The sequence below is a fragment of the Campylobacter troglodytis genome (assembly GCF_006864425.1).
GTDB lineage: Bacteria > Campylobacterota > Campylobacteria > Campylobacterales > Campylobacteraceae > Campylobacter_D > Campylobacter_D troglodytis.
Genome location: NZ_QHLI01000006.1, coordinates 42,260 through 66,499 on the forward strand (window position 1 = coordinate 42,260; position 24,240 = coordinate 66,499).

A 24,240-nucleotide genomic window follows, 5' to 3' on the forward strand; every position below is an offset into this window, starting at 1 on the left:
AAATTAAGGCTTGCAAAGCTTAATGATTTAAATGCCGATTCATTTTACTCCATCAACGGCGTGCTTTTGATAATCGGTGCTTTTAATGAAATCTTGGTGCAAAGTGGCGCCTCAAATGCCTTAAAAGCTATGCTAGAGCATTTAAGCCTAAATCCTGTATTTCTAGCGTGGCTTGTGGCGATTATCTTGCATATGGCTGTGGGTAGTGCTACTGTGGCGATGATAAGTGCGCTAGGCTAGCTTCATTGCTAGACACAGGTGTCAAAAGAAGTGCTTTGTATAGCCCAGTGCTACCCAGCTTACCATTGTTACAACTTCACTTTTTTGGCTAGTAAAAGAGAGTTTAAGAATGTGCGCTAATCAAATGTTTAAGTATTTCACAAGTGCCACTACAACCGTTTAGATTATATGGCTTTTCTTGGTTTATCTTAGGTATCAAAAAAAAAGAACAAGGCTTAATCCCTTTTTATCGGTTAAAGAGACAAAGTAAGCACAAAATGATCTGAGTTGTCATTTTGCCTAAGCTGAGAATTCAAAAGATTTGTTTTTAGGCTACGGCTTAGCTGGTTTGCAAGGACAGCTTCAAGCCCTAGACATAGTGGTAGATAAAGAAAATCCGCTTTATCTGCCTTGCCAAGTAGGCGCAGCTCCGAGGCGGTGCGGCTTGAAACATATCTTTGGCGAAAATGTCAAATGCTTTTTTGCCAAGCCCTCGCACCCTGTATGATGCTTACACTTATCAGCCAAAAGCTTGATAAAATCAGCGTAAATGACATATTGACAACAAAACCGCAGCAGACGGGCTTATCGCCCATCGGCTTTGGTAAGCAAGGTGCTGAAAAATGTCATTGACAAAGCACTAGCATAAGCGATGAAAATATGTTCATTTATCTCGCACTTTTAGAGCAAAGTCTAAGGCTTGAACCAAGTGCTCCGGCTGGCGTGAAGGGCTATGTCGATGAATTCGTGGCGTAAGCAAAATTACAAAAATATCACGCATATCATTTGGGCTACGGGCGGTGCTATGGTGCCAAAAGATGAGATGCAAAGCTACATTGAAAGGGGCAAAGCCTTAGTTTGATAAGGCTTTGTTTTTAAGCTTTTAGGCATTTTTACCTTAAAAGGCTATAATAATGCCTAAATTTACACAAAAGGACAAACAATGAACTACCCAAAAGCCATAGGTGCTTACAGCGTTTATAGGGTGGTGGGGGATTTTATTTTTGCCTCAGGGCAAATCCCGCTAAATCCTGCCACAAACGAGCTTGTAAATGGCGACATAGCCGCTCAAACAAAGCAAGTGCTTGAAAATATCAAGGGCATACTCGCTGAAAACGGCTTAAAATTCAGCAATGTCGTCAAAACAACCGTGTTTTTAGCCGACATAAAGGACTTTGCGGCTATGAATGAGGTGTATGCTAGTTATTTTAGCACACCTTACCCAGCTCGCTCAGCTGTGGCGGTAAAGGACTTGCCAAAGGGTGCGAGAGTGGAAATTGAAATCATAGCTCATAAATAAGCTTAGTTAGCTTTTTGCAATTTTACAATTTTATCTTGCTACTTATTTTAAAGAGCTTAATTTTATTTTCAAGCAAAGATTAAGTGCATCTAAACGCTTTTTTAAAAAGGTATCTTAGACAAAATTTGTCATTTAAGAAGAAACTAGGCATTTTCGCAAGATAGATTTAAAAATTAAAAGCAAATAAATTCACACAAAAGCGTGAATTTTTTAAGCCTCTTTGCCTAAAAAGACTTATAAAATTTAGGCTCTTTTTCAAAAAAGTATTGATTTTAGACAAAATATCATCTTTATCATTATAAGCTTGTGCTAAGAATTCATAACCTTATAGAAAAATGCCTTTAATTGATAAATTCTTCGCCCCTAAGCTTATAATTACAAAACTTTTTTGAAAAATAGCCAAAATTTAAGATAAAAAAACTTAGCTTTCTTAACAAATTCAAAGCTTATTAAAAAATTCAAAAAACAAGCCTTGAATTCTTTAAACTTAAAGCATAAGCTTTCAAATTTACTGAGTGAGTTTGTCTTTAAATTTAACTTATGTGTTTTGTGGCAATTTTACTTCGCTTTTTATAACGGTTTTGTCTTGTATATTAGAAAAGAAAAACACCCCTCCGTATTTCGTACTCCATTTTCCGTAGTCTGCATTCCGTCTCACATAAAACTTGGAGTATCGTTTGAAAATAAGATCAAATCCCCAGCCTGCGTTTGTTCGGCTAGTGTTTGCACCAAAAGGGCTTTGTCCTTTAAAACCAGCTTTGAAATGCTTAAATTCTCGCTTAATACCCTTGAATTCACCTCGCCTATGATGATGACTAAGTCAAAGCACTCATTTATCACAGCTGCTAATTTTGCATTTTCCTCTCTGCTTACCTCTACTATGCCCGGAGTTACCAAAACCCGCCGTCCCTTGTAACTAGCACAGAGCTTGTAACTCTCACTCATACCTTTAAAATTGCCATTAAAGCCATCATCTATGATGAATTTAGGGGTTTTTGAGATGATTTGCAAACGGTGTTCTACGCTTGACATTTTTGAAACCACATTTTTAAGCGTGTTTAAACTTACGCCCAAAAAATGTCCGCAAAGCACACAAGCACAAAGATTTTGCGCGTTAAAGCCTCCAAGCAAATTTGCATTAAATCTTTCATTTTTGCCCTTTATTTCAAGCTCAAATTCAAGCCCATCAAGGCTAGAATTTACGCTTTTTAAATGTTTGTCGTAAATTTCGCAAGTTTCATCTTCATTTTGCAAGGTTGAGCTATGACAAAAAGCCCTTTTTAAATTCACGCTTTGTAAGGCTTCAAGCTTTGTGGTGCGGATATTTTCAAGGCTTTTGAAATACTCCAAATGCGCCCCCCCTAGCTCGCCGATTATGACTATTTGAGGGCTTAAAAGGCGTGTTATATCCAAAATGTCGCCTTTTTTTCTTGCACCTGCTTCGGCTATGTAAATCTCAGCGTTTGAGGGCAAATTTTCATTTATGTCAGCTACTATGCCAAGCAGGGTATTTACGCTTCTTGGGCTTTTATGCACCACAAAATCAGCCTTTAAGCACTCAAAGAGGAAGTTTTTAATGCTTGTTTTGCCAAAACTTGCTGTGATTAAAATGATTTTTAAATCCTTGTTTGCGGCTAGTTTTTTGTGGGCTTTTTTTAAAAAATAGCGAGTTTGAGCTAGCTCAAAGATTTTAAGCACTATGAGAGCAAAAATGAGTGGCAAGACATTTGCTGTGAAGTTAAATTCAAGGCTTAAAAATATAAAAAGCAAAATAAAAAGCGTTAAAAAGGCAAAAAAGGCTTTTATCTTTGTGGTAAAAACTAGCTTTTTATCAAGTTTCTTGTGCCACAGATACAAAAAAGGCAACCAAAAGACAAGAGCGTATATGAGAAAAAAGCGAGAAAAGATGATATAAACAAACCAGGGCAAAAAGATAAAATAAATATGCCAAGAAAAACGGGTAAAATGAAAGGCTACTCGGCTTAACTTGTAATTATACCACTGCAAGGCGGTGATTAGATAAAAGGCAAGGGCGAAATTTAAGATGATTAAACTTGCTATGTCATTAAAGTGGGTGATAAATTCAGGCGTATCAAGCAAATTTTCAAAAAAATTCACGTTTTGTCCTTGCTTTGAGTTAAGTTTTCATTTTTTAACATATGGCTTGTTGCTGAATTTAAACACTTATCGCTTGTAGCGAAATTTAAGCCCTCTTTGCTTGAATTTAAATTCAAGCCCTCGTTTAAATTTTCAAAGAGTTTTTTAAAAAAATTCACGCTTTATCCTTTTTAAAGCTACTTAAAATTCGTTCGGCTATGAATTTAGCATTTTCCAAAAAGAAAAAATGCCCCCCATTTAGTGGGTAAAATTCGCTATTTTTAATGAGGGTGTGAATTTTTTCCCCACTTTTTAAAGGCGTTGCGTTGTCATCAATTCCCCAAAAGATGAGGGTTTTGCACTCCACTTCATTAAAAGCCTCGCTAAAATCCTCATCAACGACCTTTTTAAAGGTTTCATACATTATCTCGCTCATACCCTCTACATCCTTACTTACAAAGAGGTGTTTAAAAGAAGCAAAGCCAAGTTTTTTAAGCATTTTAAAAAGGGCTATTTTCGCCCTAACTTTAAGGCTTTTTTGCCAAAGAATTCCAGCAGAAGAAAGCAAAACTAGGCATTTTAAAGCTAAATCCTTGCTTAAAAGCGTGGCGATTTTGCCTCCAAAAGAATGTCCTATGATAATTTGCGGTGAAAGCTCTTTTTGCCTTAAAAAAAGAGATATAATCTTTGCGTAATCAAGGCTATTTAAGGACTTTGCAATGCTTGATTTACCAAAGCCACATAAATCCACATAAATATGACAAAGCTCGTTTAACTCCTTTTCAAAAGCCCTTTTCATAAGCTCCTTGTTTGCTCCCCAGCCGTGTAGGATAAGCACTTGCGAGGTCTTGTTAGCATTTACTAGCTCGTAGCTTAAATTCAAAGTATCATTTTCGTAAGTTAGCCTTGCTAATGCCATTTTTAAGCCTTTTGATGCTTATAGATGTTTTCAAGCAGCTCAACAGCATTTAAAAGCCTCTCATACTCCTTTAAATTCAGCATTACAGCCTCAAATTTGTTGTTTTTTAGGATGACTATCCTTTTGTTTTCACCTACCTTGCTTAAAATAGAGCTAAAATTGCGAACCACCTCAGTTGCGGTGAAAATCTCATCCTTGCTAAAACTAGCCATTAAAGTTTCCCCTTTTGTCCGTTTATGGAGTGTAAAAAGGCATACTCGATTTTAAGCCTTTTCTCACAGCCCATAGAAACACTTCTTGCAAGCCTTTCTAGCACCACGCTAAAATCCTCAAAAAGATAGTTTGCCATAGAGCCTGGATTTGGATTTATCTCGTTTATATAGACCTCATTTTCTATGAGGAAAAAATCACATCTAATTAAAGCGCCCCTGAAAAGTGGCTCATAAATTTTTACAAAGGCTTCTTTGAATTTGCCCTTCATTTCCTCGCTTAAAGTAGCCTCACTAACTTTGCTATGCCCTGAAAAACTAAGATATTTTTGCTCAAAATCTAAGAGTTCCTTTTTTTTAGGCTCCTCGATTAAAGAAAAAACAAACTCATCTTTTATCTTACACCCTGCTAGATTAAACTCCCTAATGTCTTTGATGAAAGGCTCGACAAGCACTTCCTCATCAAATTCAAAGGACACATCAAGGGCATAGGATAGCTCTTTTTTATCATTTACAACGCTAATTCCTATGCTGCTTCCAAGTCTTGCTGGCTTTATGATGCAAGGAAATTCAAGGCTTTGAGAGAGTGAGCTTTCATCATAACGCTTTAAAAGTGTGTAAGGCAGGGCTTTAACGCCAACCTTTTGAGCGTAAAGCTTTGTCAGGGCTTTGTTAAATGAAAGCACGCTAGCCTCAATACGTGGTCCTATGTATTTTAAGCCATAAAATTCACAAAGGCTTGCTAGCTTGCCGTCTTCTCCATCCCTGCCGTGGATTAAATTTATAAAAACCTCGCAGTTTAAGGGCTTTTCTCCAAAAGCACCTTTGTGATAAAAGCCCCCCTGCCTTAAAAAAAGCTCTTTTTCTTTTAAGTAAGCACCACCGCTAAAGGTCTTAGCATTCATTTTGTCGTTTGAAATTAGCCAAAATCTTCTATTTTCATCACAAAAGATAAAGCTCATCTCCCCACGAAATACCTTTTTAAGCACCACAGCACTGATTATGCTAATCTCGTGTTCGTAAGAATTGCCTCCAAAAATCACCCCGTAATTCACCCTTTATCCTTATGAAAGTTTTTTAAGCGCTTCTTTTATAAGCTCGCTTGTGCTACTAGCCTTGCACTCGCTTAATGCCTTTAAAGCCCTATCTTGCTTAAAGCCAAGCGATAAGAGAGCTTGTAGGGCTTGAGCTTTGCCCTCATCAGTGCTTTCAAGGGCTATTTTAGCATCGCCAAGCTCAATTATAATGCGTTTAGCACTCTTTGGTCCAATTCCAGCTACCTTTTTAAAGGCTTCCTCGTTTCCTGAATGCAAGGCTGCATAAAAAGAATTTGTATCAAGGCTAGAACAAACCGCCATTGCCGTTGTCGCGCCTATGCCATTTACCTTTAACAAAAGCTCAAACATTTTTTGCTCGTTCTTATCCAAAAAGCCATAAAGCCTTTGTGAGTCCTCTTTTACTATCATAGTGGTGAAAAGCTCGGTTTTTTGTCCCTTTTCAAGGTGTGCGGAGCAAAAAAGCGAGACACTTATGCCGTAGCTTACACCCCCATTTGTTTTAAGCACTATGAAGGTTGGCTCCTTATGACTTACTGTGCCTTCGATTCCTTCAACCATTCCAGATCCTTGTCCTCGAATTTGGTGTTTTGTTCTATTCTAACCTGATCATTTTGATCCCTTCTTGCGTAAAAAAGCTTGATCTCCTCATCCTTTTTTGTAGCATAGCTAAGTTTAGAATGAGAAAACATAAAATTCACAGAGCACATATCACTCCACTTAGAGCCTTTATTAATTAGTCTTGAATCAAAAAGCTCATGGTCTAGCTCTTGTAAATACTTTATGAGCTTTTCTTTTTTTAGCTTTAATTGGCTTTCTTCTTTGTGAAGAGCACTTAATTTGTGATTATAATTTACAAACTGCCTTAACATTTGATTGAAATTATTAGGAACAGGCAGATTTTGCTTTTTAAGCTGATCAATCTTTTTTTTGATCTTTTCTACCGCACTTTGACTTGAATTTATGGTTTCTTCAAGCTTTTCTATTAGTTCTGGCAGTTTTCTTTCTCTTAATTCAAGCTCTTCTAAATCATTCATAGGATCCTTTGTTTCATCTAAAACGGGTTTAACTGTGAATTTATTATTTGCACCTGAGCAAGTTTCTATGACTGTGATTTGATTAAAGGTGATATTATTATTTGCTGCTAGGGAATTTATCCAAATGAGAGAGGCTGTGATATTTGCTCCTAGGCTTTTTTTAAGCTTGGCTATGTGTTTGGCCTTAACAACCCCATTTTCAACGCTATCTATATCCACATACTCAGCCTCCACAAAGCCTCTGTGGGTTGATATATAAGCATTTTGAGCGTAGATCTTTGCAGTAGGAGAAGTGATCCCATAAACCTTAACAGTCTTTGCCCTTAACACAGTATTTCCTCCTACTATGCCATTAACTGTTAGGGTCTCACACTCTATGTGAACGCCCGAACCCACAGCATCTTCTAATTGAGAATTGCTTTTTACATTTATGGTGATATTATTATCTGTGCCTCCTAAAACAGCTCCAAATTCCTTAAAGGTAACCGAGCTAAGCTCTAAGTCGTTTTCTATGTCAAAATGTCCTTCTTTTAAGCTTATAAAGCCCTTTTTCCTTGCATAATACTCAGTTATATGAGACTTAGCGCCTATCTCACATATATCCCTTCCTTCTAGGTTTTCAGACACAGAAAATTTTATATCTTGCTGGGGTGGGATATGAGGTTCTATGAATTCTAATCTTAAATTCCTTCCTCTTTTGCCCTGACCTGGCTGGATGTGCTTTAAGATAAGATCTCCTTCATTGACACCTATGATGCTTACCTTTTGAAGGACATTTTTGTTTTCGTGGATCTTATCCTTGTAGCTTAGAGTTAGGCTTTCAACATGAGCTGAGATAGAAGGAATTCCTTTGGCTAAAAGCAATCTAGCCTTGTTATTATGCAAGGTTTTAGCCCTAAATGCTTTTAGGGTATGTAAAAGATCTTCTTTAAATTTGCCCATCCTAAGCCCCAATAATAATTTATTTTTTATCATCTTTTTATAAATTTCTTGCAAAATTTCCATAGCTATGTTTGAGTGAAAGCTGACCCCGTTTAGATCTAGATCAATTAGTAATTTTGTATAATCTTTATTATTTAGTAATGTTACCTTTTGAGAGATATGAGCTTCGTGGGGGTTGATTTGCTTGATCTTGATCTTATAATTTTGCGAAATTTTTAACTTATCATCCAAAAAAACATCATCATCATCAAAGATAAAAAGATCCTTTTCGCCAAGTTCTTGAAATTCTCTATCATCAAGGCTGTAATTTGTAGTATAGCTAAGTAGGGTGTAATCAAGTGCCTTAACACCTACTCCCAAACTCGCACTTTCTTTTAAAAGCTCCTCGTAAGGATCCTTAGTCCATATAGCATCCATAAAAACTCTTTCTTAGTAAAATTATTGTTCTTTAAAGCATCAAAGCTCTTTGTCTTAGCGCTTTAAAGTCTAGCTTTTAGTAAAGTTTAGCCTCTTTATAAAACGATCTTTTTTGGCTAAATTTTTAGCTTCTTCTGCCAAAGATCTTTCTTGACTAAATTCTAGCATTTTTAGCAAACTCAGTTTATCCATTAAAGCAATTTTTGCAAAAGATCTTTTTTGCTGTCAAGTTTTTTACAAAAACACAGCTTCTTTTGTAAGCAAAGTTTTGTTAGCAAAGCCTCTTTTACAAAGGCATTTTTTCATATAAAGCCACAACTTTATTTATAAAAATCCCTTCTTAACAAGCACCAAGCTTACAAGCACCATTCTTGTCAAAACTACAAGTCTATGTTATAAATCGACATAAACTAAAAAATTATATATAATTTTAATAAATTTTCGTTACAATTAAAGCTTGATTTAATCACCCAAAAAGGCAGAGATGGCTAAAAATCTCATCTTTAAAAACTTCATCACAAATGCCCTTGGCATACTCTTTTCCCGTGTTTTAGGACTTGCAAGAGACATTATCCTAGCCTTATACCTAGGAGCTGGACTTTATAGCGATGTCTTCTTTGTAGCCTTAAAGATGCCAGCCTTTTTTCGTAGGATCTTTGCAGAAGGAGCCTTCGGACAAAGCTTCTTGCCAAATTTCACAAGGGCTAGAAAAAAGGGTGCCTTTTGTGTAGCCGTCTTGCTTCGATTTGGTTTGGCCGTGCTTTTGCTTTGTTTGCTAGTGAATTTTTTTGCGGGCTTTTTTACAAAGCTCTTTGCCTTTGGCTTTAATGAAGAGACCATCAAGCTAGCCTCTCCACTTGTAGCCATAAATTTTTGGTATCTTTTTTTTATCTTCTTAGTAACCCTACTCGCAGCCCTTTTAAATTATGAGCATAAATTCTTTATCACCTCCTTCTCAGCTGCACTTTTTAATCTCTCCATAGTCCTTTGCGTCTTTTTTGTAGATGAGACCAGTCCCTTGCAAAATATGTATTATTTTTCCTATGCCATCGTTTTAAGCGGACTAGCACAGCTTATCTTACACCTAATAGCCCTTAGAAATAGCCTTAAATTCAAGGCAATGTGGCTTAGTCTTCGCCTTAAAAGGCTTAAAACAAGGCTTGATAATTTCTACTCAAACTTCTTTCACGGCGTACTAGGCTCCTCAGCTACTCAATTAAGCACCTTGCTTGATACCACCATAGCTAGCTTTTTAATCACAGGATCAATTTCCTATCTTTACTATGCTAACCGCGTTTTTCAGTTGCCCCTTGCCCTCTTTGCCATAGCCTTAACTCAGGTTTCTTTCCCAAAAATCCTAAAACAGCTTAAAAGTGGGGAGGAGGCTTTGGCTTTGAATTTTATGCAAAAAGCCCTTGCAGCTTTAAGCTTTATGCTTGTAATGGCAAGCATTTTAGGCATTATCTTTGCTCCTGAAATCACTACTTTACTCTTTGAGCGGGGCAATTTTGGCAGTAATGACTCAAAGATCACAGCCTTTGTGCTTATGGCTTATCTAGTAGGGCTTTTGCCTTTTGGCTTGCAAAAACTGCTTTCTTTGTGGCTTTATGCGAAATTCAAGCAAAAAATCGCCGCCATCATAGCTTTCAAGGCACTTGGCATTTCTGCTAGCTTTTCTATAATTTTTATCTTAGTCATTGAAAGCCCTGAATTTAAGGTGCTAGGAGTTGCTTTGGCTAGCTCACTGAGTGCCTTTTATCTGCTTGGTGCGAATATAAAAGAGTTTGGCGTGCGAGCGTTTTTGGGGCTTATAAATCTTAAAAAAATGCTTTTGGGGATGATTTTTTTGGCGATTTTTGGCCTTGTTTTATTTGAGTTTAAAGCACATATAATAGGCTTTTTTGTTAATATTTATGAGTTTATTATTTAGGGTTTTAAAAATTGTGAATTCTTGGCTAAGCAAACTTTGAATTTTTTGAATTTTTTGGTTAAATTTTAAAACTGTGAATTTTATGAAGTTTTAGCTAAATTCAACAAAAAGCTTGAATTTTATGAGTTTTTGTTTAAGTTTAATAAAAGAAGCTTGAATTTTTTGAAGTTTTGACTAAGTTTATAAAAAAGCTTGAATTTAAATTATAGTTTTTAAGGAAAAGATATGAGATTGTATGATAGCAAAACAAAGGCAAAAATTGAGCTAAATGCCGATAAAAATGGCATTATAAATATCTATCTTTGCGGAGCAACCGTATATGATGATGCTCATTTAGGACACGCAAGATCTGCTGTTTGCTTTGATTTATTACACCGAACCTTACTTGCTTTGGGCTTTTGCGTGAATTTTGCAAGAAATTACACGGATCTTGATGATAAAATTCTAAACAAAATGAAAGAGCAAAATTTAACGCTCAAAGCCCTGACAGAGCATTATATAAAGGCTTATGAAGCCGATATGAAGGCATTAAATGTCTTAGAGCCAAAATTCAAGCCAAGGGCTACTGAATACATTTCTCAAATGATAAAACTAATTGAAAGCCTTGAAAAAAAGGGCTTTACCTATACTTTGTCTGATGGGGTTTATTTTGATAGCTCAAAGGATAGCGAGTATCTAAGCCTATCTCATAGGACTTTGGGCGAAAATCAAAGCCGCCTTGAAAATGAGGTTGCAAAGAAAAACGAAAGCGATTTTGTGCTGTGGAAATTTGATGAAAGCTTCGACCCCACTTCCTTTGGCTTTGACGAAAATTTCTACCCCACGTCGCCTTTTGGCAAGGGGCGTCCGGGCTGGCACACAGAATGCGTGGCTATGATAAATGCCCTTTTTGACACACTTCACATTCACTGCGGGGGAGCAGATTTGCTCTTTCCACACCACGAAAATGAAGCCGCACAACACCGCTGTGCTTGTGGGGGCGAGCTTGCACGCATTTGGCTACATAATGGCTTTGTTAAAATCAAGGGCGAAAAGATGAGCAAAAGCCTAAATAATAGCTTTTTCATCAAGGACGCTTTGCGTGAATTCAATGGCGAGGTTTTGCGTTTTTATTTACTTCAAACTCATTACAGAAGTGATTTTAACTATGCTTTAAGCGATTTAGAAGTAGCAAAAAAAAGGCTTGATAAGCTTTATAGGCTTAAAAAGCGGCTGAATTTGGCTGAATTTAGGGATTTTGAGCCAAATTTAAATGAAAATTCAAGCAAAGAAACACAGACAAATTCTATTTTAAATTCAAGCTTAAATTCACAAAACTTAGTCCCTTCAAACAAAGACACACAAGCTTTAAAAGAAAATTCACAAAAATTTAAATTTCAAAGCGAGCTAGCACAAAGCATTTTAAAGGCTTTAAGCGATGATTTAAATGTTTCTTTGGCTTTGTCTTTTTTTGATGAGTTTATCATAAGCTCAAATGCAAAACTTGATGAAAGCCCTAAAAATTCAGCATTAAAAGAAAGCATTGAAACTAGTTTAAAAGACTGTGCTATGATTTTTGGTGTGGGTTTTATAAACACAAATGAGTATTTTCAATTTGGCGTGAGTGCTGAGCTTAAAACAGAAATTGAGGCAAAAATCGCACAAAGAAACGCGGCAAAAAAGGCTAAAAATTTCACCCTTGCTGATGAGCTTAGAGACGACTTAGCAAGGCAAAAGATCATCTTGCAAGATACAGCACAAGGCACTATTTGGGAGAAAAATGCTGAGTGAAAATCGTCATTGCGAGATTGGACGAAGTAAAACTGTGGCAATGGACAAGTGGCAGACTGTTAGCCTTAACCATTTCAAAAAAAGCGTGAATTTATTTAGCCTTTTTAAAAATAGCAAAGAGGGCTTTTTAAACTATAAATTGCCACGCTCGTTACACTCGCTCGCAATGACGAGTTTTAGCAAATTTTTAAAAAACTAAAAAATTCAAGCAAAATTTAAGGAAAGCTATGAAAGACGATGTCTATAAATCAGAGTTAAAAGAAAAACAGCACAAGGATATGACTATTTGGCAGGTGCTTGGCAAGTTTAAGCATTATTATAGGCACTATGCAAAGTATTTTGCCATAGTTTTATTTGGTATGATTATCGGTGCAGCAGGCACAGCGCTAAGTGCTTGGCTTTTAAAGCCCGTCATTGATGAGATTTTCATAAATAAAGATATGACTATGCTTTATGTTTTACCTGCTGGGGTGATTTTGTTTTATTTTATGAAGGATTTTGGGGCTTACTTGCAGGGCTTCTACCTAGCCTACATAGGCATTGATTTAATCACCAAGCTTCGAGAAATGATGCTCTCGCACTTGCTACGGCTCGATATGGCTTTTTTTGCCAAATACCGAGCCGGAGAGCTTATGTCTCGCACCACAGGCGACATTGGAGCCATTCAAAGCATAGTAGTAGGCACTGTGCCTGAGTTTTTAAAGCAATTAATTCAACTCATAGGGCTTTTAGCCGTTGTCATTTATCAAAGCCCAAAGCTAGCCCTAATCGCCCTTATAGTTGTCCCTTGTGCTGTGTATCCTTTAAATATCTTTGCTAAAAAGCTTAAAACCCTTGGGCGTAGGGGGCAAGAAAAGGGTGCTGATATGAACTCACGTCTTAATGAAATTTATCAAAACATAGAGCTAATCAAGGCTGATAACACCGAGGCAAAGGAAATTGCGAAATTTAACCTTGACAACAATGCCCTAGCCAAAATAGGCTTAAAGGGTGCTAGGATAGGCTCTCTTGTAACTCCCTTAATGGAAATGTTTGGTGCCATAGGCGTTGCAGCCGTCATAGTAATAGGCGGACGCGAGGTCATAGCTGGAAATATGACGCCCGGCTCCTTTTCAAGCTTTATAGCAGCCTTGTTTATGGCTTATGGTCCTATTAAAAGTCTAGCAGGGCTTTATGGGGGCATTCAAGGGGCTGTGGCTGCTTGTGAAAGAACCTTTTTTCTTTTGGATTTATTGCCTGAAATTAAAAGTGGAGATAAAAATTTAGAAAAAATCGACAAGATAAGCCTTAAAAATGTGAATTTTAGCTACGAAGAAGGCAAGGAAGTGCTTAAAAATGTGAGCTTTGATTTGCAAAGGGGTAAAATCATCGCACTTGCTGGTCCTAGTGGGGGTGGGAAAAGCTCTATTATCAACCTTTTAGTGCGTTTTTATGATAAAAACTCAGGGCAAATTCTCATAAATCAAAACGACATTAGCGAGTATGATTTAGAGTCCTTGAGGGCTAAAATCGCTTTGGTAACTCAAAATATCTACCTTTTCAACGATACAGTTGCTCAAAACATAGCTTACAGCGAGGAATTTGACGAAGAGCGAGTTGTGGATGCTCTAAAACAAGCAAATGCCCTTGAATTTGTAGAGGCTATGGGGGGCATTTACGCTCAAATTAACGAACACGGCAAGAATTTAAGCGGCGGACAAAAGCAAAGAATAGCCATAGCAAGAGCCTTGTATAAGCGTCCAAATTTCTTAATCTTTGACGAAGCCACTTCTGCACTTGATAATGAAAGCGAAAAGCTCGTAATGGCGACCATAGAGGCACTTAAAAAAAATCATCTCATTTTAATAATTGCGCACCGTCTAACAACCATAGAAAATGCCGATAAAATCGTAGTTATAAGCAGGGGCGAGGTGCTTGACATAGGCACAGACGAAGAACTTATGAAAAGCTGTGAGCTGTATCAAAAATTCAAGCAAAAAACGGCTGAGGAGCTTGAATATTAAGCTTTTTATAGAGTGTTGAATTTATTAGAGGCTTTTAAAACTCTAAGCTTTTTCGCTTTTTGTAAAGGATCTTTTTTAAAAAAGTGTTGATTTGTCATTAGCCTATGGACGAAGAATTCATTAAATTTAAGGCATTCTTCATAAATTCGTAAATTCTTGGCACAGTCTTAGAATGACAAATATGGTATTTCATCTAAAATCAATATTTTTTTTAAAATAAAGCCTTTGTAAAACATAAGAAATATTTTTTAGCCTCTGCACAAAAATGATAAGTATGAGTAAAAAGGCAAGACTTTTCAAATGCTGTCAAATTTAAGAAACTGTGCTAAAATTCACGCAAAGGACGAAGATGAATTATGATTATTTCAAAAAAGCCCTCTTTCTTTTGGACCCTGAAAAGGCGCATAAACTCGTGGAATTTAGCCTTAGGGCCTTGAATTTCACCGCACCTGGGGCTTTAAACTTAATAGCAAAAGAGTGCATTGTAAATGATGAGAGTTTAAGGCAGGATCTTTTAAATTTGCATTTCTTTAACCCTGTGGGCCTAGCAGGGGGCTTTGATAAAAATGCCACTATAATACGCCCCCTTTGTGCTTTGGGATACGGCTTTTTGGAGTTTGGCACACTCACTCCAAAGGCTCAAAAGGGTAACGACAAACCACGACTTTTTCGCCTTGTAGAGCAAGAGAGCATTCAAAACGCTATGGGCTTTAACAACGAGGGCAAGGATAAGATAGCCTCTAGGCTTGGTAAAATCTATCCTTTCGTGCTGCCACTTGGTGCAAACATAGGCAAAAACAAGCTTACCACAAATGAAAACGCAATAAATGACTATATCACACTCATTAAAGAATTTGACAGCCTAAGTGATTATTTTACAATCAACATTTCATCGCCTAACACAAAGGGTTTGAGGGATTTGCAAAGCAAGAAATTCATAAGCTCATTGATGAAAGAGGCTAAAAGGCTCACAAAAAAGCCCATTTGGCTTAAAATCTCACCTGATATGCCTGTAAATTCGGCGATAAGCCTTTGCGAGGATGCCATAAATGCTGGTATAAAGGCTATTATCATAGCAAATACAAGCACGGATTATAGTTTGCTTGATAATAACCGCACCTTTGGAGGCATTAGTGGGCGGCTCATTAGCGAGAAAAGCGGACTTTTCTTTAAAGAACTTGCACAAAAGCTCTTTGGTAAAGCACTTTTAGTGGCAAGTGGGGGCATAGATAGTGCTGAGTTAGCTTATGAGCGCATAAAAAACGGAGCAAATCTCGTGCAAATCTACACGGCTTTTATTTTCAAGGGTCCCACAACCGTGCGAGATATAAATAGGGGGCTTTTAGAATTGCTTAAAAAAGATGGCTTTTTGCATATAAGCGAGGCTGTGGGAGCGAATTTGAAATGAGTTTTGCGGAAAACCTTGAATTTTTTTACAAAAATTCAGCATTTTTCGTCATTGCGAGACTTGCTTGCAAGCTCTGCAAATCCATTAGGATTTTCGTGGCAATCCATAAAAGCAAGGTTGCGTAACCCCTTGCCGTCATACTGAGCGACAGCGAAGTATCCAAAACGCTTGAATTTAAAGCGATTTTAAAAGCAAAAACAAAGTTACAAATTCGCGGGGCGCGGTTGCCCACGAGCGAACCTTAATCGCTTGAGGGCGATTTTTTCGCTCATTGCGTTTTCGCTTCAGTTTTTGCTTCGTGCTACGCACTCGCAACTGCAAGCAGAAACACTTTGTTTTTGCGGTAAGCATTTCTTGTCGCCAAAAACGCACTGCGTGCGTTGTGGATTGCCACGCCGATTTCATCGGCTCGCAATGACGGCGGAATGAAATGTGAATTTTTGCAATTTTTTAAAAAATTCACAGTTTAAAAAGCTTGAATTTTTATATATTTTCGCAGTAGATTAAAATTCGCATATTTTATACAAAAACTAAGAGCTAAAAAATTCATAAAAAAAAATTAGGCTCAATTAAACTTAAACCAAAGGGTTTTTAAGTTAAAGCCTATGAAAAACAAAGATCCGTTTCCTAATTTCTCAGATATAATTTAAGGAATTTTGAAGTATTTTCCTGTGTCGTTACGCTCTCCACTTTGCAAAAAGCCTTGATTTAGAGGCAAAAATACTACAAAATTCTTTAAATTTAGCCTTTGAACTTCTTGCACGACTTATATGCTTGTTTTTCACCTTGCAAATCATAACTTAAACTCCTTTATTTGAGTTTAAGTTATCCTAAGCCATAATTTAAAAACACAAAAAAAGCCGTGAAAAGTCCTATGAGGACTTGTTCTTTTTACTGTAAAACTTGCTTACATGTTTCTTGCTAAAAAGGCTAGGCTAAAATCCCCAATTATAAATATACACCAAAAGCATCTAATACCACAAGCCAGTATTCAAAAGGCACAAAGAATAAGTATCCCGCACCTTGCTAGGTTCTGTGATGGGGGAGTGTTACTGAAAAAAAGGGTTTTGCTGAATTTGTAGGGATGATCTGGCTTGAATTTAGCCGCGAATTTTGAATTTAGCTTTGAGCTTGAATTTATAACTGTATCTTTGTTTAATTTTAGAGTTTTTTGTATATCTTACAGTTAAGCCCTCATTTGAGCGTTCTTTTGAATTGAAACCTTTATTTGAGCTTAATCCATCCTTTAAATTTAAGTCTTCGCTTGAGTTTGAATTTTAGCTTTGAATTTAAGCCCTCATTGTAGTTTAGCTGTGAGTTTGAATTTAGCTCTGAATTTAAGTCATTCTTTGAATTTAATCCTCCTTTGAGCTTGAATTTTTTTCAAGCATAGAATTGAGCAAAGTTAAATGAGCTTGCGAATTTAGCTTGCCATTTAGGCTCATAACAAAGGCAATAACTGTGTTTTTGTAAGCTCTTCTTTCTAACAATCTTTTCTACCAAGATAATAACTCAATTAAATCATAGCCAGACAAAAGATAAGCACAAAGGTGGCTTTTGCGTTTTGCCTACAAGATAAAGCACTAGCTTGCTTAAAAGCCTATGATAGCACTTATTAGCATTAAACTGTGCTTGTGAGGGTAGGTCTTTGTATAAGTTATTTTTTTAATGATTTTTATCTTGTTGGTATCTTGTCTTTTTAATGATTTTGTTTTGTTAGCATTTTACAACTACGAGCTTACTTATTTTGCGTGAATTTTAAAAATTTAAAGGCTCAACCTACCTTAAGAAATATAAATCTATGCAGTTCTTTGCAAAATGCTGGTATTGTTGCAAAAACAAAGGCATTTGCTTGCAAAAAGCTTAAAATTTAATCTTTCAAGGGGACTTTAATTAACTTGCTTTAAAAGAAGAAATTATATTAAAAAATTTTAACTTAGAGTAGAATTTGCTTGATTTGAAGGACTTTGTGTGGTTTAGGGCATTGAGGCTAAAAGCTCTTTGCTGCTTACAAAGCCAACAAGCCTTGAAAATTCAACATTCTCATCATAAAAGATCAAAACAGGGGGAGCAAAAACCTCAAATTCTTTCATAATCAAAGCATTTTTTGAGTCATTATCGCTTAGATCGATCTTGATTAATTTAAAATCTTTTAGGCTTTCAATTAATCCCTCATCATTGAAGGTAAAGCGCTCTAAGAGCTTGCAGTTTTCGCACCAAGAAGCAGTAAAATATATCAAAGCCTTTTGATTTAAGGAAGTCTTTATTTTTTCTAAATCATCCATAAACTCAAAGTTTAAGCCCTGTTTAACACTTTGAGTGCTTAAATTTAAGGGATTTAGCAAGGATTTACCCCCCCAAAGCCCTCCTAAAAAAAGGCTTAAAGAATAGGCTAAAACTAAGATTAAAATAGCCTTTTTGATCTTGGCTAAATTTGAGCTTGCTTGCTCAAAAGCTCCCATCAATACCACAAAAAACACACCCAAAATCCCATAAAGCAAGAGAGTAAGATGATCTAATAAAAAGCGATCCATCATCCAAACAGCCATAAACAGCAACAAAAAGCCAAAGAAAACATTTACCCTTTGCATCCACTCCCCTGTTTTTATAAAGCCAAGCCCCAAGCCAAGTGCCAATAATGGCACACCCATCCCAAAACTAAGAACAAAAAGCCCCAAGCCTCCAAGTGCGAGATCCCCACTGTGTGCTATGTAAAGAAGGGCAGCTGCTAGGGGTGCAGCCGCACAAGGACCCACTATAAAAGCGGACAAAAAGCCCATTAAGGCTACCGCTAAAAAGCCCCTGCCTTTTATCCTTGCTAAATTTTGCGGCAAAGAAAAACTAAAAAGTCCAAAGCAAGAAAGGGCTAGTAGCACCAAGATAAAAGCAAAGATAAGGATCACAAGAGGTCTTTGCAAGAGCCCTTGCACACTTGCACCAAGGCTAGCCGTGATAAGTCCTGCAATAGCGTAAGCAAGAGACATAAAAAAGACAAAGACAAGGGAGAGAAAAAATGCTCGTTTTTTTGAAAGCATTTGTGTTTTTTGTGTGCCTTTTGCCTCTTCGTTCGGACAAGGATTTGAATTTTTAGCCTCTTGTTGTGTTAAATTCACATTGCTTGTAGCCTCGCTAGTATCATTATTTAAGTCTCTTTTGTCCTCTTTTTTGCCTACACCTTGATTAAGAATCAATGAAGATAAGATAGGAAACATAGGCAAGGTGCAAGGAGTAAGGGAGAGCAAAAGCCCATAAGCAAAGAAAAAAACTAGGATCAAGGGCAAATTCTTATCTTGCAGATAAGATAGGAGCTTGTTTGAGTTAGGGGTTCTTTCTTTAAGGGGGGCTATTTCATAGCTTAGATCACCGTTTTTTTGAGAACTATTTATAATAAACTCAGCCTTCATAGGACGGTAGCAAAAGCCCTCATCAGAACAGCCCTGATAAAAAAGCTCCAGCCTTGAATCTTTTTTTAAATCTCTTAGCATTATATTTGGCAGATCAAGCTGCAAGGCCTTGTAAAAGACCTCTTCTTTGTCTTTGATAACTGTATTTGGCAAATTTAAATCCTCACTTAGATCCTTGCCGTTTAAGATTAGTTTAAGCTGATTTTTATAAAGATAAATTTTATCGGCTAAGTTTATGCGGACAAAAACACCTTGAAAATCCCCACCCTGAGTGATAACAAAGGCTTGTTTTGGACTAAGAACCTCGCTAAAAGCAAGGCTAAAAAAGATGAAAAAAACCGCAAAAACACGCATTAGCTTCCAGTAAGATTGAAATTTTTGGCTTAAATTATAGTTTATTATGGTAAACTTTATTAAAATTTAGCCGATATTTTTCTTAAATTTAAGTTTTAATTTAAATTTTATTATGGTAAAATTTGAAATCAATTTATTTTAAGGAGCTTGTATGAACACAACAAATAGGGGTGCTAGAAGCACAAACAAAGCCGAGATCAAAACAGAGCTTGTTGAAGAGGTTAAGGAGGCTGCTGTGGAGCAAGAGGTGAAGGATAAGCTTGAAGCTAAGACATCTGCTAAAACATCCAAGACAGAAACTAGCGACAAGAAGGACAAAAAGGACAAGAAAGGCAAGTGGGTTAATGTCAAGGTGAAAAAAAGCACACTTAAATACGAAAAAGAACTTGTCAAGCTACAAATCGAGCTTTTGAAATTTCAAAACTATGTCAAGGAAAAGGGCTTAAAGGTGCTTATCTTAACAGAGGGACGAGATGCTGCTGGCAAGGGTGGGTCCATTAAAAGATTAACAGAGCATTTAAATCCAAGAGGATGTCGCACAGTAGCCCTTGAAAAGCCTAGCGATGTGGAAAAAACTCAATGGTATTTTCAACGTTACGTAAAGCATCTTCCAGCAGCAGGCGAGATAGTGATCTTTGATAGATCTTGGTATAACAGAGGTGGCGTTGAGCCTGTTATGGGTTTTTGCACCCCAGAACAGCACAAGCATTTCTTGCGTGAGGTGCCAGGCTTTGAGGAGATGATAGTTGATAGTGGGGTTATCTTTTTTAAGTTTTATTTTTCTGTCTCAAAGGAAGAGCAAAAGAAACGTTTTGACAGCAGAAAAGACGATCCTTTAAAGCAGTATAAGCTTTCACCAGTAGATCAAAAATCACAGGATCTTTGGGATAAATACACAGTGGCAAAATACTCAATGCTACTTGCTTCAAACACCCCAAAATGCCCTTGGACCATAGTTAGATCTGATAACAAAAAGAAGGCAAGGCTTAATATTTTTAGATATATCTTAAAGCATGTTGAGTATCCTAACAAGAGCAAGGATATCAAAGAACCAAGCGAAAAGAAGGTTAGATCGGGCGATCAAGAGATCAAAAAAATGGAAGCAAATCTCAACAAAAGCGATGAACATTTTCACAAGCTTGACGGCAAAGCTAAAAAATAATGCTGGCTAAAATTCAAAGGCTAAGAGATAAATACTTCCCTAAGATCGCTGAATTTAGGGAAGATTTACACGCTCATCCTGAGCTAAGCTTTGAGGAGTTTGAAACAGCAAAAAAAATTTGCAAAGCCCTTGAAGAAGCCGGTATTTCCTATCAAAACAAGATAGCCAAGACAGGCATAATCGCTCAAATTCAAGGCACAAAACAAAGTGATAAAGCCCCAAAATGCGTGCTTTTGCGTGCAGATATGGACGCCTTACCTGTGCAAGAAGAAAGCGGTGTTAGCTATGCCTCAAAGTGTGCAGGTAAAATGCATGCTTGCGGACACGATGGGCACAGTGCAGGACTTTTGGGTGCTGCTTTAATCTTAAATGAGCTAAGGGCTGAATTTAGCGGAACTGTTAAGTTTATGTTTCAACCTGCTGAGGAAAATTACGGCGGCGCAAAGCCTATGATAGATGAGGGCATCTTGGAAAATCCCAAAGTTGATGCCGTCTTTGGCTGTCATTTGTGGGGTCCTATGCTAGAAAACACAGCTCAAATCATTAGCGGGGCTATGATGGCTGGGGTTGATGTGTTTGATTTAGAATTCATAGGGCGAGGAGGACACGGTGCTCACCCTCACACCACCATAGACCCTGTGGTGATGGCTGCTAAATTCATAAATGACGCTCAAACCCTTGTATCAAGGCGCTTAAGACCTGTGGAGGCCGGCGTTGTTACCATAGGCTGTGTTAATGCAGGAACTACTTATAATATAATCCCTCAAAAGGCTAGTCTCAAAGGCACGGTGCGTTTTTTAAACGGTACAACCCAAGCCATCTTACAAAGCGGAATAGAGCAAATCGCTAAGGCAGTAGCAAATGAGTTTGGCGGAGAATATAAGCTTGATTATATCAGAGAGTATCCACCCTTAATCAATGACAAAGCTATGGCAGGTGTGGCACAAAGGGCTTTTGGCAAGGTTTTAGGAGAAGAAAATATCATCACAGAGGCATCTGCTGATATGGGAGCTGAGGACTTTGCCTTTTTAACGAGGGCAAGAAAGGGTGCTTATATCTTTGTAGGCATTTCAAAGGATTTGAAAAATCCCACCCTACATCACAGCCCAAATTTTTGCTGGGATAGTGAGAATTTAAAGGTGCTTATGCAAGGTGAGGCTATGCTAGCACTTGATTTTTTGAATGAAAATTCGTAAAAAACGAGTAAAAATAAAAACAAGCGACAAAATAAATAAGGTAAATTCACAGTGTATCCCCTAAATACCCCAGAAGAAGAGCTTAAACTCAAGGTCGCAAAGGATTTTTTCTCTGAAAAGATTTACGACACCACACGCATTTTAGGACGCATAGATTTTTTCGTTAAAGAAAGAGCTGATGGCAGTGCCATTCATTTTATATGGGGAAGAAAGGCAGGGCGGACATTTAAGCAAGTTTGGTGCAGTTAATTTTAACCATAGCAAGGAAAAGACCTTTGCAAACGAGCTTCCCCCTGTGTTTTTGTGTGCCTTTGACGCCGAAAAATCGCCACTACCACAAAATCGCGCCTTATTTTGACAAAAGCGGCTTTAATTGGCAAGTAACTCCAAGCAATCACAATAGCCTTGAATTTAAAGCACTTTACAAGGAAAGCAAAGCCTTGCTTGAAAGCGAGAATTTGCTTTTTTCATTTGCTGACAACACAGCTTACACCGCCACGCACACCGCAACGCACACCGCATTAAATTCACAGCCAACGCCAAAAGCCACGCACAGCCCAGCACACAGCTCCACGCACAGCGAAAATTCAGCCACGCAAGTCTTACAAAATGCAAAAAATTCACGCCCCACAACTCACACAGCCTTAACTTCAAGCCCCACAGCAAATTCAGCAAAAGCCACACCCACAGCCTTAAATTCAGCCACAAAAGCCACAACGCACAGCGAAAATTCAGCAAAAATTCAAAACCCAACAGCAAAAGCAACGCACAGCACAGCCCAAGCCATCAAAAATGCCGAAAATTCAGTCGCAAAAGCAACCCACAGCCTCACAAATTCAACTACAAATTCAAGCCCCACCACGACACGCCTTCAAAATCTAGCACAAAATGCAAAAAATTCACAGCCCACGCCAAAAGCAACTCACACAGCCTTAAATTCAAGCCCCACAGCAAATTCAGCAAAAGCCACACCAAAAGCCCTGAATTTAAAACCAAACCCCGCCCTAAAAGCCTTTGAAGCCCTTGAAATCTTTGAAAATTCACAAAATGCCACTCCTCATTGCGAGCAAGGCAAAGCCTTGCGTAGCAATCCACAAAACCTAAAATGGGGCGAGTTTAAGCTTGGAGCTTTGTTTGACATTGTCGGCACAAAATCACTTGATGAAAACAAGATAAAATTTTTAGACGAGGGCGTGAATTTTATCGGCAGAGTTAATGAAAAACAACGGCATTAAGGGCAAAATCGCCGAGCAAGAATTCGCCCCAAACTCCCAACATACCATCACAGCCACAGTCATAGGACAATACAAATACGCAAAATTGCAGTTAAGCCCTTATTATTGTTCGCAAAATATCAATAAACTAACGCCAAAATTTAAATTCAACAAAAGCGTTATGTATTTTTTCGTAATAATCATACAAAAATTCATCGCAAAATATGACGGACAGCAAGGTGGCTATAAACTAGACGAGTTAGAAAACCACATTGCACAAATTCCCACCCTCAAAAACGGCGAGCTAGCCTTTAAATTTATGGAAATTTTCATAAAGGCAGTTTTAAAAGAAGTGATTAAAAATGTGGTTTTATGGAGTGAAAAAAATATCCAAGCCCACAAAGACATTATAGAATCTAAGGCATAAAATCGCACCTAGATTCTTAAAATGACTAATCTCCCCTGCCTTGCGGAGGGATTTGCTTCGCAAGGCTTGCAACCCGCTGGGTGGGTGAAAAAACACAAATAAACAATGAAATCCAAAGTAAGCCTAACAATTTACAAAACTCTTTAAATTTCTGTCATACTAAGGGAGTGCGTAGCACGACCGAAGTATCTCAAATTTCAGAATCAGAGATATTTTTGCTTTGGATACCGCCTTGCAACCCGCCCTGTCACTACGCTTAATATGACAAAATAAGTCCCTCCCTTACGAGTGAGGGATTTTAACCAAAAGTCCCCCTGTCTTGCGAATGGCGACACAAAAAGCGAAAGTGGCTACACTTTAAGTCCCCCTGCCGTGCGGAGGGGGTTTGGGGGTGGGTAAATTCAGCATTTGTATTTTCAATTTTTGAATTCTGTGAATTTTCTTTTGAATTTTTGCTTAAATTCAAGGAAATTGTTGAATTTTTGTCGTCTTTTGAATTTTCAAGGTTTTCATACCCACCCCCTAAATCCCCCTCCTTTGCGGAGGGGGATTTAGGGGGTGGGTATGAAATAGAATTTTTGCTTTTATCTCATTTAGATTCTATAAGTTTTATTTCACTTTCATTTAAGTCGTAAAGGCTATAAACTAGCTTGTTGATTTCTTGTTCGAGTTTGCTTGTGTCGTCATTTCTTGCGGAAACTTCGCCTTGTAAAGCCCCCTTACCTTGCAAAGTGGAGTTTTCCAAAGGCAAAGCCCCCTGCTGTGCAAAATCGCTCAAATAAGCCCCCTGATGCGTGGAGGGTTTGCCTTTGAAAGCCCCCTCCCTTGCGAGTGTGGCTAAAACCACAGACAAGTCCCCCTCCCTTGCGAGTGTGGCTAAAACCACAGACAAGTCCCCCTCCCTTGCGGAGGGGGATTTAGGGGGTGGGTATGAAAACCTTGAAAATTCAAAAGACGACAAAAATTCAACAATTTCCTTGAATTTAAGCAAAAATTCAAAAGAAAATTCACAAAGTTTGAAAAATGACAATTTTGCTAACGCAAAATTTGACCCACCCCCTAGCCCCCTCCGCAAGGGAGGGGGAATCAAAGGCGACCCCTCCGCAAGTGAGGGGGAATCTATGGATTCAAACCAAAAGTCCCCCTCCCTTGCGGAGGGGGATTTAGGGGGTGGGTA

General features: G+C 37.8%; 27 protein-coding genes and 3 pseudogenes. 17 read left to right on the forward strand and 13 right to left on the reverse strand.

The genetic code is table 11. The annotated features are described in order from the left end of the window. Positions 1 to 21: 21 nt before the first annotated feature. The 5 genes and pseudogenes from DMC01_RS14425 to DMC01_RS02510 form a co-directional block, all read left to right on the forward strand. Positions 22 to 240 (forward strand): annotated as a pseudogene (locus DMC01_RS14425) (GntT/GntP/DsdX family permease); the annotation flags it as partial. Positions 241 to 541: 301 nt separating this feature from the next. After that, on the forward strand, positions 542 to 727 hold the full coding sequence (locus DMC01_RS02505; RefSeq protein ID WP_142692720.1) for a hypothetical protein: 186 nt from the start codon (positions 542 to 544) through the stop codon (positions 725 to 727). Beyond that, entirely contained in the window at positions 727 to 852 is a 126-nt protein-coding gene (locus DMC01_RS15750) for a hypothetical protein (RefSeq protein WP_282432228.1), read from the forward strand. Before DMC01_RS02505 ends, DMC01_RS15750 begins: the two co-directional genes overlap by 1 nt. A 106-nt stretch (positions 853 to 958) precedes the next feature. After that, positions 959 to 1,081 (forward strand): hypothetical protein, encoded by a 123-nt coding sequence (locus tag DMC01_RS15755; protein ID WP_282432229.1) that lies wholly within the window; start codon positions 959 to 961, stop codon positions 1,079 to 1,081. An 81-nt stretch (positions 1,082 to 1,162) separates the two neighbouring features. Further along, the gene (locus tag DMC01_RS02510; protein ID WP_142692721.1) at positions 1,163 to 1,519 is read left to right on the forward strand and encodes a RidA family protein; all 357 of its coding nucleotides are present in this window, start codon (positions 1,163 to 1,165) and stop codon (positions 1,517 to 1,519) included. A 654-nt stretch (positions 1,520 to 2,173) separates the two neighbouring features. On the opposite strand, the gene DMC01_RS02515 is transcribed toward DMC01_RS02510, so the two are convergent. The 7 genes from DMC01_RS02515 to DMC01_RS02540 are packed head-to-tail and all read right to left on the reverse strand — an operon-like array spanning position 2,174 to position 8,195. After that, on the reverse strand, positions 2,174 to 3,598 hold the full coding sequence (locus tag DMC01_RS02515; RefSeq protein WP_142692741.1) for a Mur ligase family protein: 1,425 nt from the start codon (positions 3,596 to 3,598) through the stop codon (positions 2,174 to 2,176). A 35-nt stretch (positions 3,599 to 3,633) separates the two neighbouring features. Then, positions 3,634 to 3,795: a hypothetical protein gene (locus DMC01_RS13130; RefSeq protein ID WP_185908629.1), complete on the reverse strand. Its 162-nt coding sequence runs from the start codon at positions 3,793 to 3,795 to the stop codon at positions 3,634 to 3,636. Further along, positions 3,792 to 4,535, reverse strand: a complete 744-nt coding sequence (locus tag DMC01_RS02520) for an alpha/beta fold hydrolase (RefSeq protein ID WP_142692722.1) — start codon at positions 4,533 to 4,535, stop codon at positions 3,792 to 3,794. The genes DMC01_RS13130 and DMC01_RS02520 overlap by 4 nt, the downstream gene beginning before the upstream one ends. 2 nt (positions 4,536 to 4,537) lie before the next feature. Beyond that, complete coding sequence (locus DMC01_RS02525) at positions 4,538 to 4,747, reverse strand: type II toxin-antitoxin system Phd/YefM family antitoxin (protein ID WP_142692723.1); 210 nt, start codon at positions 4,745 to 4,747, stop codon at positions 4,538 to 4,540. Beyond that, a complete protein-coding gene (locus DMC01_RS02530; RefSeq protein ID WP_142692724.1) occupies positions 4,747 to 5,799 on the reverse strand; it encodes a D-alanine--D-alanine ligase in 1,053 nt (350 codons plus the stop codon). Before DMC01_RS02530 ends, DMC01_RS02525 begins: the two co-directional genes overlap by 1 nt. 9 nt (positions 5,800 to 5,808) lie before the next feature. After that, positions 5,809 to 6,360, reverse strand: coding sequence for a Holliday junction branch migration protein RuvA (ruvA, locus tag DMC01_RS02535; protein ID WP_142692725.1), 552 nt, complete (start codon positions 6,358 to 6,360; stop codon positions 5,809 to 5,811). Continuing rightward, positions 6,333 to 8,195: a FapA family protein gene (locus tag DMC01_RS02540; protein ID WP_142692726.1), complete on the reverse strand. Its 1,863-nt coding sequence runs from the start codon at positions 8,193 to 8,195 to the stop codon at positions 6,333 to 6,335. The genes ruvA and DMC01_RS02540 overlap by 28 nt, the downstream gene beginning before the upstream one ends. Positions 8,196 to 8,679: 484 nt before the next feature. Between DMC01_RS02540 and murJ the strand changes: the two genes are divergently transcribed. From murJ to DMC01_RS02565, 5 genes are all read left to right on the forward strand, one after another. Continuing rightward, a complete protein-coding gene (gene murJ, locus DMC01_RS02545; RefSeq protein WP_142692727.1) occupies positions 8,680 to 10,125 on the forward strand; it encodes a murein biosynthesis integral membrane protein MurJ in 1,446 nt (481 codons plus the stop codon). 225 nt (positions 10,126 to 10,350) lie between these two features. Further along, the gene (gene cysS / locus DMC01_RS02550) at positions 10,351 to 11,895 is read left to right on the forward strand and encodes a cysteine--tRNA ligase (protein ID WP_142692728.1); all 1,545 of its coding nucleotides are present in this window, start codon (positions 10,351 to 10,353) and stop codon (positions 11,893 to 11,895) included. Then, complete coding sequence (locus tag DMC01_RS02555; protein ID WP_142692729.1) at positions 11,885 to 12,094, forward strand: hypothetical protein; 210 nt, start codon at positions 11,885 to 11,887, stop codon at positions 12,092 to 12,094. The genes cysS and DMC01_RS02555 overlap by 11 nt, the downstream gene beginning before the upstream one ends. A gap of 28 nt (positions 12,095 to 12,122) precedes the next feature. Further along, positions 12,123 to 13,898 (forward strand): ABC transporter ATP-binding protein, encoded by a 1,776-nt coding sequence (locus DMC01_RS02560; RefSeq protein ID WP_246058953.1) that lies wholly within the window; start codon positions 12,123 to 12,125, stop codon positions 13,896 to 13,898. Positions 13,899 to 14,247: 349 nt separating this feature from the next. Continuing rightward, complete coding sequence (locus DMC01_RS02565) at positions 14,248 to 15,306, forward strand: quinone-dependent dihydroorotate dehydrogenase (protein ID WP_142692730.1); 1,059 nt, start codon at positions 14,248 to 14,250, stop codon at positions 15,304 to 15,306. A 25-nt stretch (positions 15,307 to 15,331) separates the two neighbouring features. Here DMC01_RS02565 and DMC01_RS02570 read toward each other — a convergent pair whose 3' ends face one another. Continuing rightward, positions 15,332 to 15,538, reverse strand: coding sequence for a hypothetical protein (locus DMC01_RS02570; protein WP_142692731.1), 207 nt, complete (start codon positions 15,536 to 15,538; stop codon positions 15,332 to 15,334). A 39-nt stretch (positions 15,539 to 15,577) separates the two neighbouring features. On the opposite strand from DMC01_RS02570, the gene DMC01_RS13135 reads away from it, so the two are divergent. Continuing rightward, positions 15,578 to 15,724 (forward strand): hypothetical protein, encoded by a 147-nt coding sequence (locus tag DMC01_RS13135; RefSeq protein WP_185908631.1) that lies wholly within the window; start codon positions 15,578 to 15,580, stop codon positions 15,722 to 15,724. 1,558 nt (positions 15,725 to 17,282) lie between these two features. On the opposite strand, the gene DMC01_RS16375 is transcribed toward DMC01_RS13135, so the two are convergent. The 3 genes and pseudogenes from DMC01_RS16375 to DMC01_RS16385 form a co-directional block, all read right to left on the reverse strand. Next, the gene (locus tag DMC01_RS16375) at positions 17,283 to 18,341 is read right to left on the reverse strand and encodes a cytochrome c biogenesis protein CcdA (protein ID WP_427846088.1); all 1,059 of its coding nucleotides are present in this window, start codon (positions 18,339 to 18,341) and stop codon (positions 17,283 to 17,285) included. Positions 18,342 to 18,458: 117 nt separating this feature from the next. Beyond that, positions 18,459 to 18,596, reverse strand: a pseudogene (locus DMC01_RS16990) (cytochrome c biogenesis protein CcdA); the annotation flags it as partial. A gap of 111 nt (positions 18,597 to 18,707) precedes the next feature. Beyond that, positions 18,708 to 19,064, reverse strand: a pseudogene (locus DMC01_RS16385) (protein-disulfide reductase DsbD N-terminal domain-containing protein); the annotation flags it as partial. 247 nt (positions 19,065 to 19,311) lie between these two features. Here DMC01_RS16385 and ppk2 point away from each other — a divergent pair. From ppk2 to DMC01_RS02600, 5 genes are read left to right on the forward strand one after another with little or no spacing between them, the layout of a single operon-like run. Further along, positions 19,312 to 20,226, forward strand: a complete 915-nt coding sequence (gene ppk2 / locus DMC01_RS02580; protein ID WP_427846089.1) for a polyphosphate kinase 2 — start codon at positions 19,312 to 19,314, stop codon at positions 20,224 to 20,226. Beyond that, positions 20,226 to 21,422, forward strand: coding sequence for a M20 metallopeptidase family protein (locus tag DMC01_RS02585; protein ID WP_142692734.1), 1,197 nt, complete (start codon positions 20,226 to 20,228; stop codon positions 21,420 to 21,422). Before ppk2 ends, DMC01_RS02585 begins: the two co-directional genes overlap by 1 nt. 51 nt (positions 21,423 to 21,473) lie before the next feature. Then, a complete protein-coding gene (locus tag DMC01_RS02590) occupies positions 21,474 to 21,671 on the forward strand; it encodes a hypothetical protein (RefSeq protein ID WP_142692735.1) in 198 nt (65 codons plus the stop codon). After that, complete coding sequence (locus tag DMC01_RS02595; RefSeq protein ID WP_142692736.1) at positions 21,662 to 22,657, forward strand: hypothetical protein; 996 nt, start codon at positions 21,662 to 21,664, stop codon at positions 22,655 to 22,657. The genes DMC01_RS02590 and DMC01_RS02595 overlap by 10 nt, the downstream gene beginning before the upstream one ends. Then, on the forward strand, positions 22,638 to 23,063 hold the full coding sequence (locus DMC01_RS02600; RefSeq protein ID WP_142692737.1) for a restriction endonuclease subunit S: 426 nt from the start codon (positions 22,638 to 22,640) through the stop codon (positions 23,061 to 23,063). The genes DMC01_RS02595 and DMC01_RS02600 overlap by 20 nt, the downstream gene beginning before the upstream one ends. A 298-nt stretch (positions 23,064 to 23,361) precedes the next feature. On the opposite strand, the gene DMC01_RS13140 is transcribed toward DMC01_RS02600, so the two are convergent. Further along, complete coding sequence (locus DMC01_RS13140; protein ID WP_185908633.1) at positions 23,362 to 23,529, reverse strand: hypothetical protein; 168 nt, start codon at positions 23,527 to 23,529, stop codon at positions 23,362 to 23,364. A gap of 123 nt (positions 23,530 to 23,652) precedes the next feature. Continuing rightward, positions 23,653 to 23,841: a hypothetical protein gene (locus DMC01_RS02605; protein ID WP_142692738.1), complete on the reverse strand. Its 189-nt coding sequence runs from the start codon at positions 23,839 to 23,841 to the stop codon at positions 23,653 to 23,655. 31 nt (positions 23,842 to 23,872) lie between these two features. Between DMC01_RS02605 and DMC01_RS02610 the strand changes: the two genes are divergently transcribed. Continuing rightward, positions 23,873 to 24,240, forward strand: a 368-nt coding sequence (locus DMC01_RS02610; protein ID WP_142692739.1) for a hypothetical protein, incomplete at its 3' end; no start/stop codon positions are given.

Bases quoted from the DNA above. Each gene is read 5' to 3' on its own strand.
- DMC01_RS16375 (WP_427846088.1), bottom strand. From the start codon at position 18,341: ATGCTTTCAAAAAAACGAGCATTTTTTCTCTCCCTTGTCTTTGTCTTT.
- DMC01_RS02560 (WP_246058953.1), top strand. From the start codon at position 12,123: ATGAAAGACGATGTCTATAAATCAGAGTTAAAAGAAAAACAGCACAAG.
- DMC01_RS02565 (WP_142692730.1), top strand. From the start codon at position 14,248: ATGAATTATGATTATTTCAAAAAAGCCCTCTTTCTTTTGGACCCTGAA.
- DMC01_RS02600 (WP_142692737.1), top strand. From the start codon at position 22,638: ATGAAAAACAACGGCATTAAGGGCAAAATCGCCGAGCAAGAATTCGCC.
- DMC01_RS02540 (WP_142692726.1), bottom strand. From the start codon at position 8,195: ATGGATGCTATATGGACTAAGGATCCTTACGAGGAGCTTTTAAAAGAA.
- DMC01_RS15750 (WP_282432228.1), top strand. From the start codon at position 727: ATGCTTACACTTATCAGCCAAAAGCTTGATAAAATCAGCGTAAATGAC.
- DMC01_RS02510 (WP_142692721.1), top strand. From the start codon at position 1,163: ATGAACTACCCAAAAGCCATAGGTGCTTACAGCGTTTATAGGGTGGTG.
- cysS (WP_142692728.1), top strand. From the start codon at position 10,351: ATGAGATTGTATGATAGCAAAACAAAGGCAAAAATTGAGCTAAATGCC.
- murJ (WP_142692727.1), top strand. From the start codon at position 8,680: ATGGCTAAAAATCTCATCTTTAAAAACTTCATCACAAATGCCCTTGGC.
- DMC01_RS02520 (WP_142692722.1), bottom strand. From the start codon at position 4,535: ATGGCATTAGCAAGGCTAACTTACGAAAATGATACTTTGAATTTAAGC.
- DMC01_RS15755 (WP_282432229.1), top strand. From the start codon at position 959: ATGAATTCGTGGCGTAAGCAAAATTACAAAAATATCACGCATATCATT.
- ruvA (WP_142692725.1), bottom strand. From the start codon at position 6,360: ATGGTTGAAGGAATCGAAGGCACAGTAAGTCATAAGGAGCCAACCTTC.
- DMC01_RS02585 (WP_142692734.1), top strand. From the start codon at position 20,226: ATGCTGGCTAAAATTCAAAGGCTAAGAGATAAATACTTCCCTAAGATC.
- DMC01_RS02555 (WP_142692729.1), top strand. From the start codon at position 11,885: ATGCTGAGTGAAAATCGTCATTGCGAGATTGGACGAAGTAAAACTGTG.
- DMC01_RS02525 (WP_142692723.1), bottom strand. From the start codon at position 4,747: ATGGCTAGTTTTAGCAAGGATGAGATTTTCACCGCAACTGAGGTGGTT.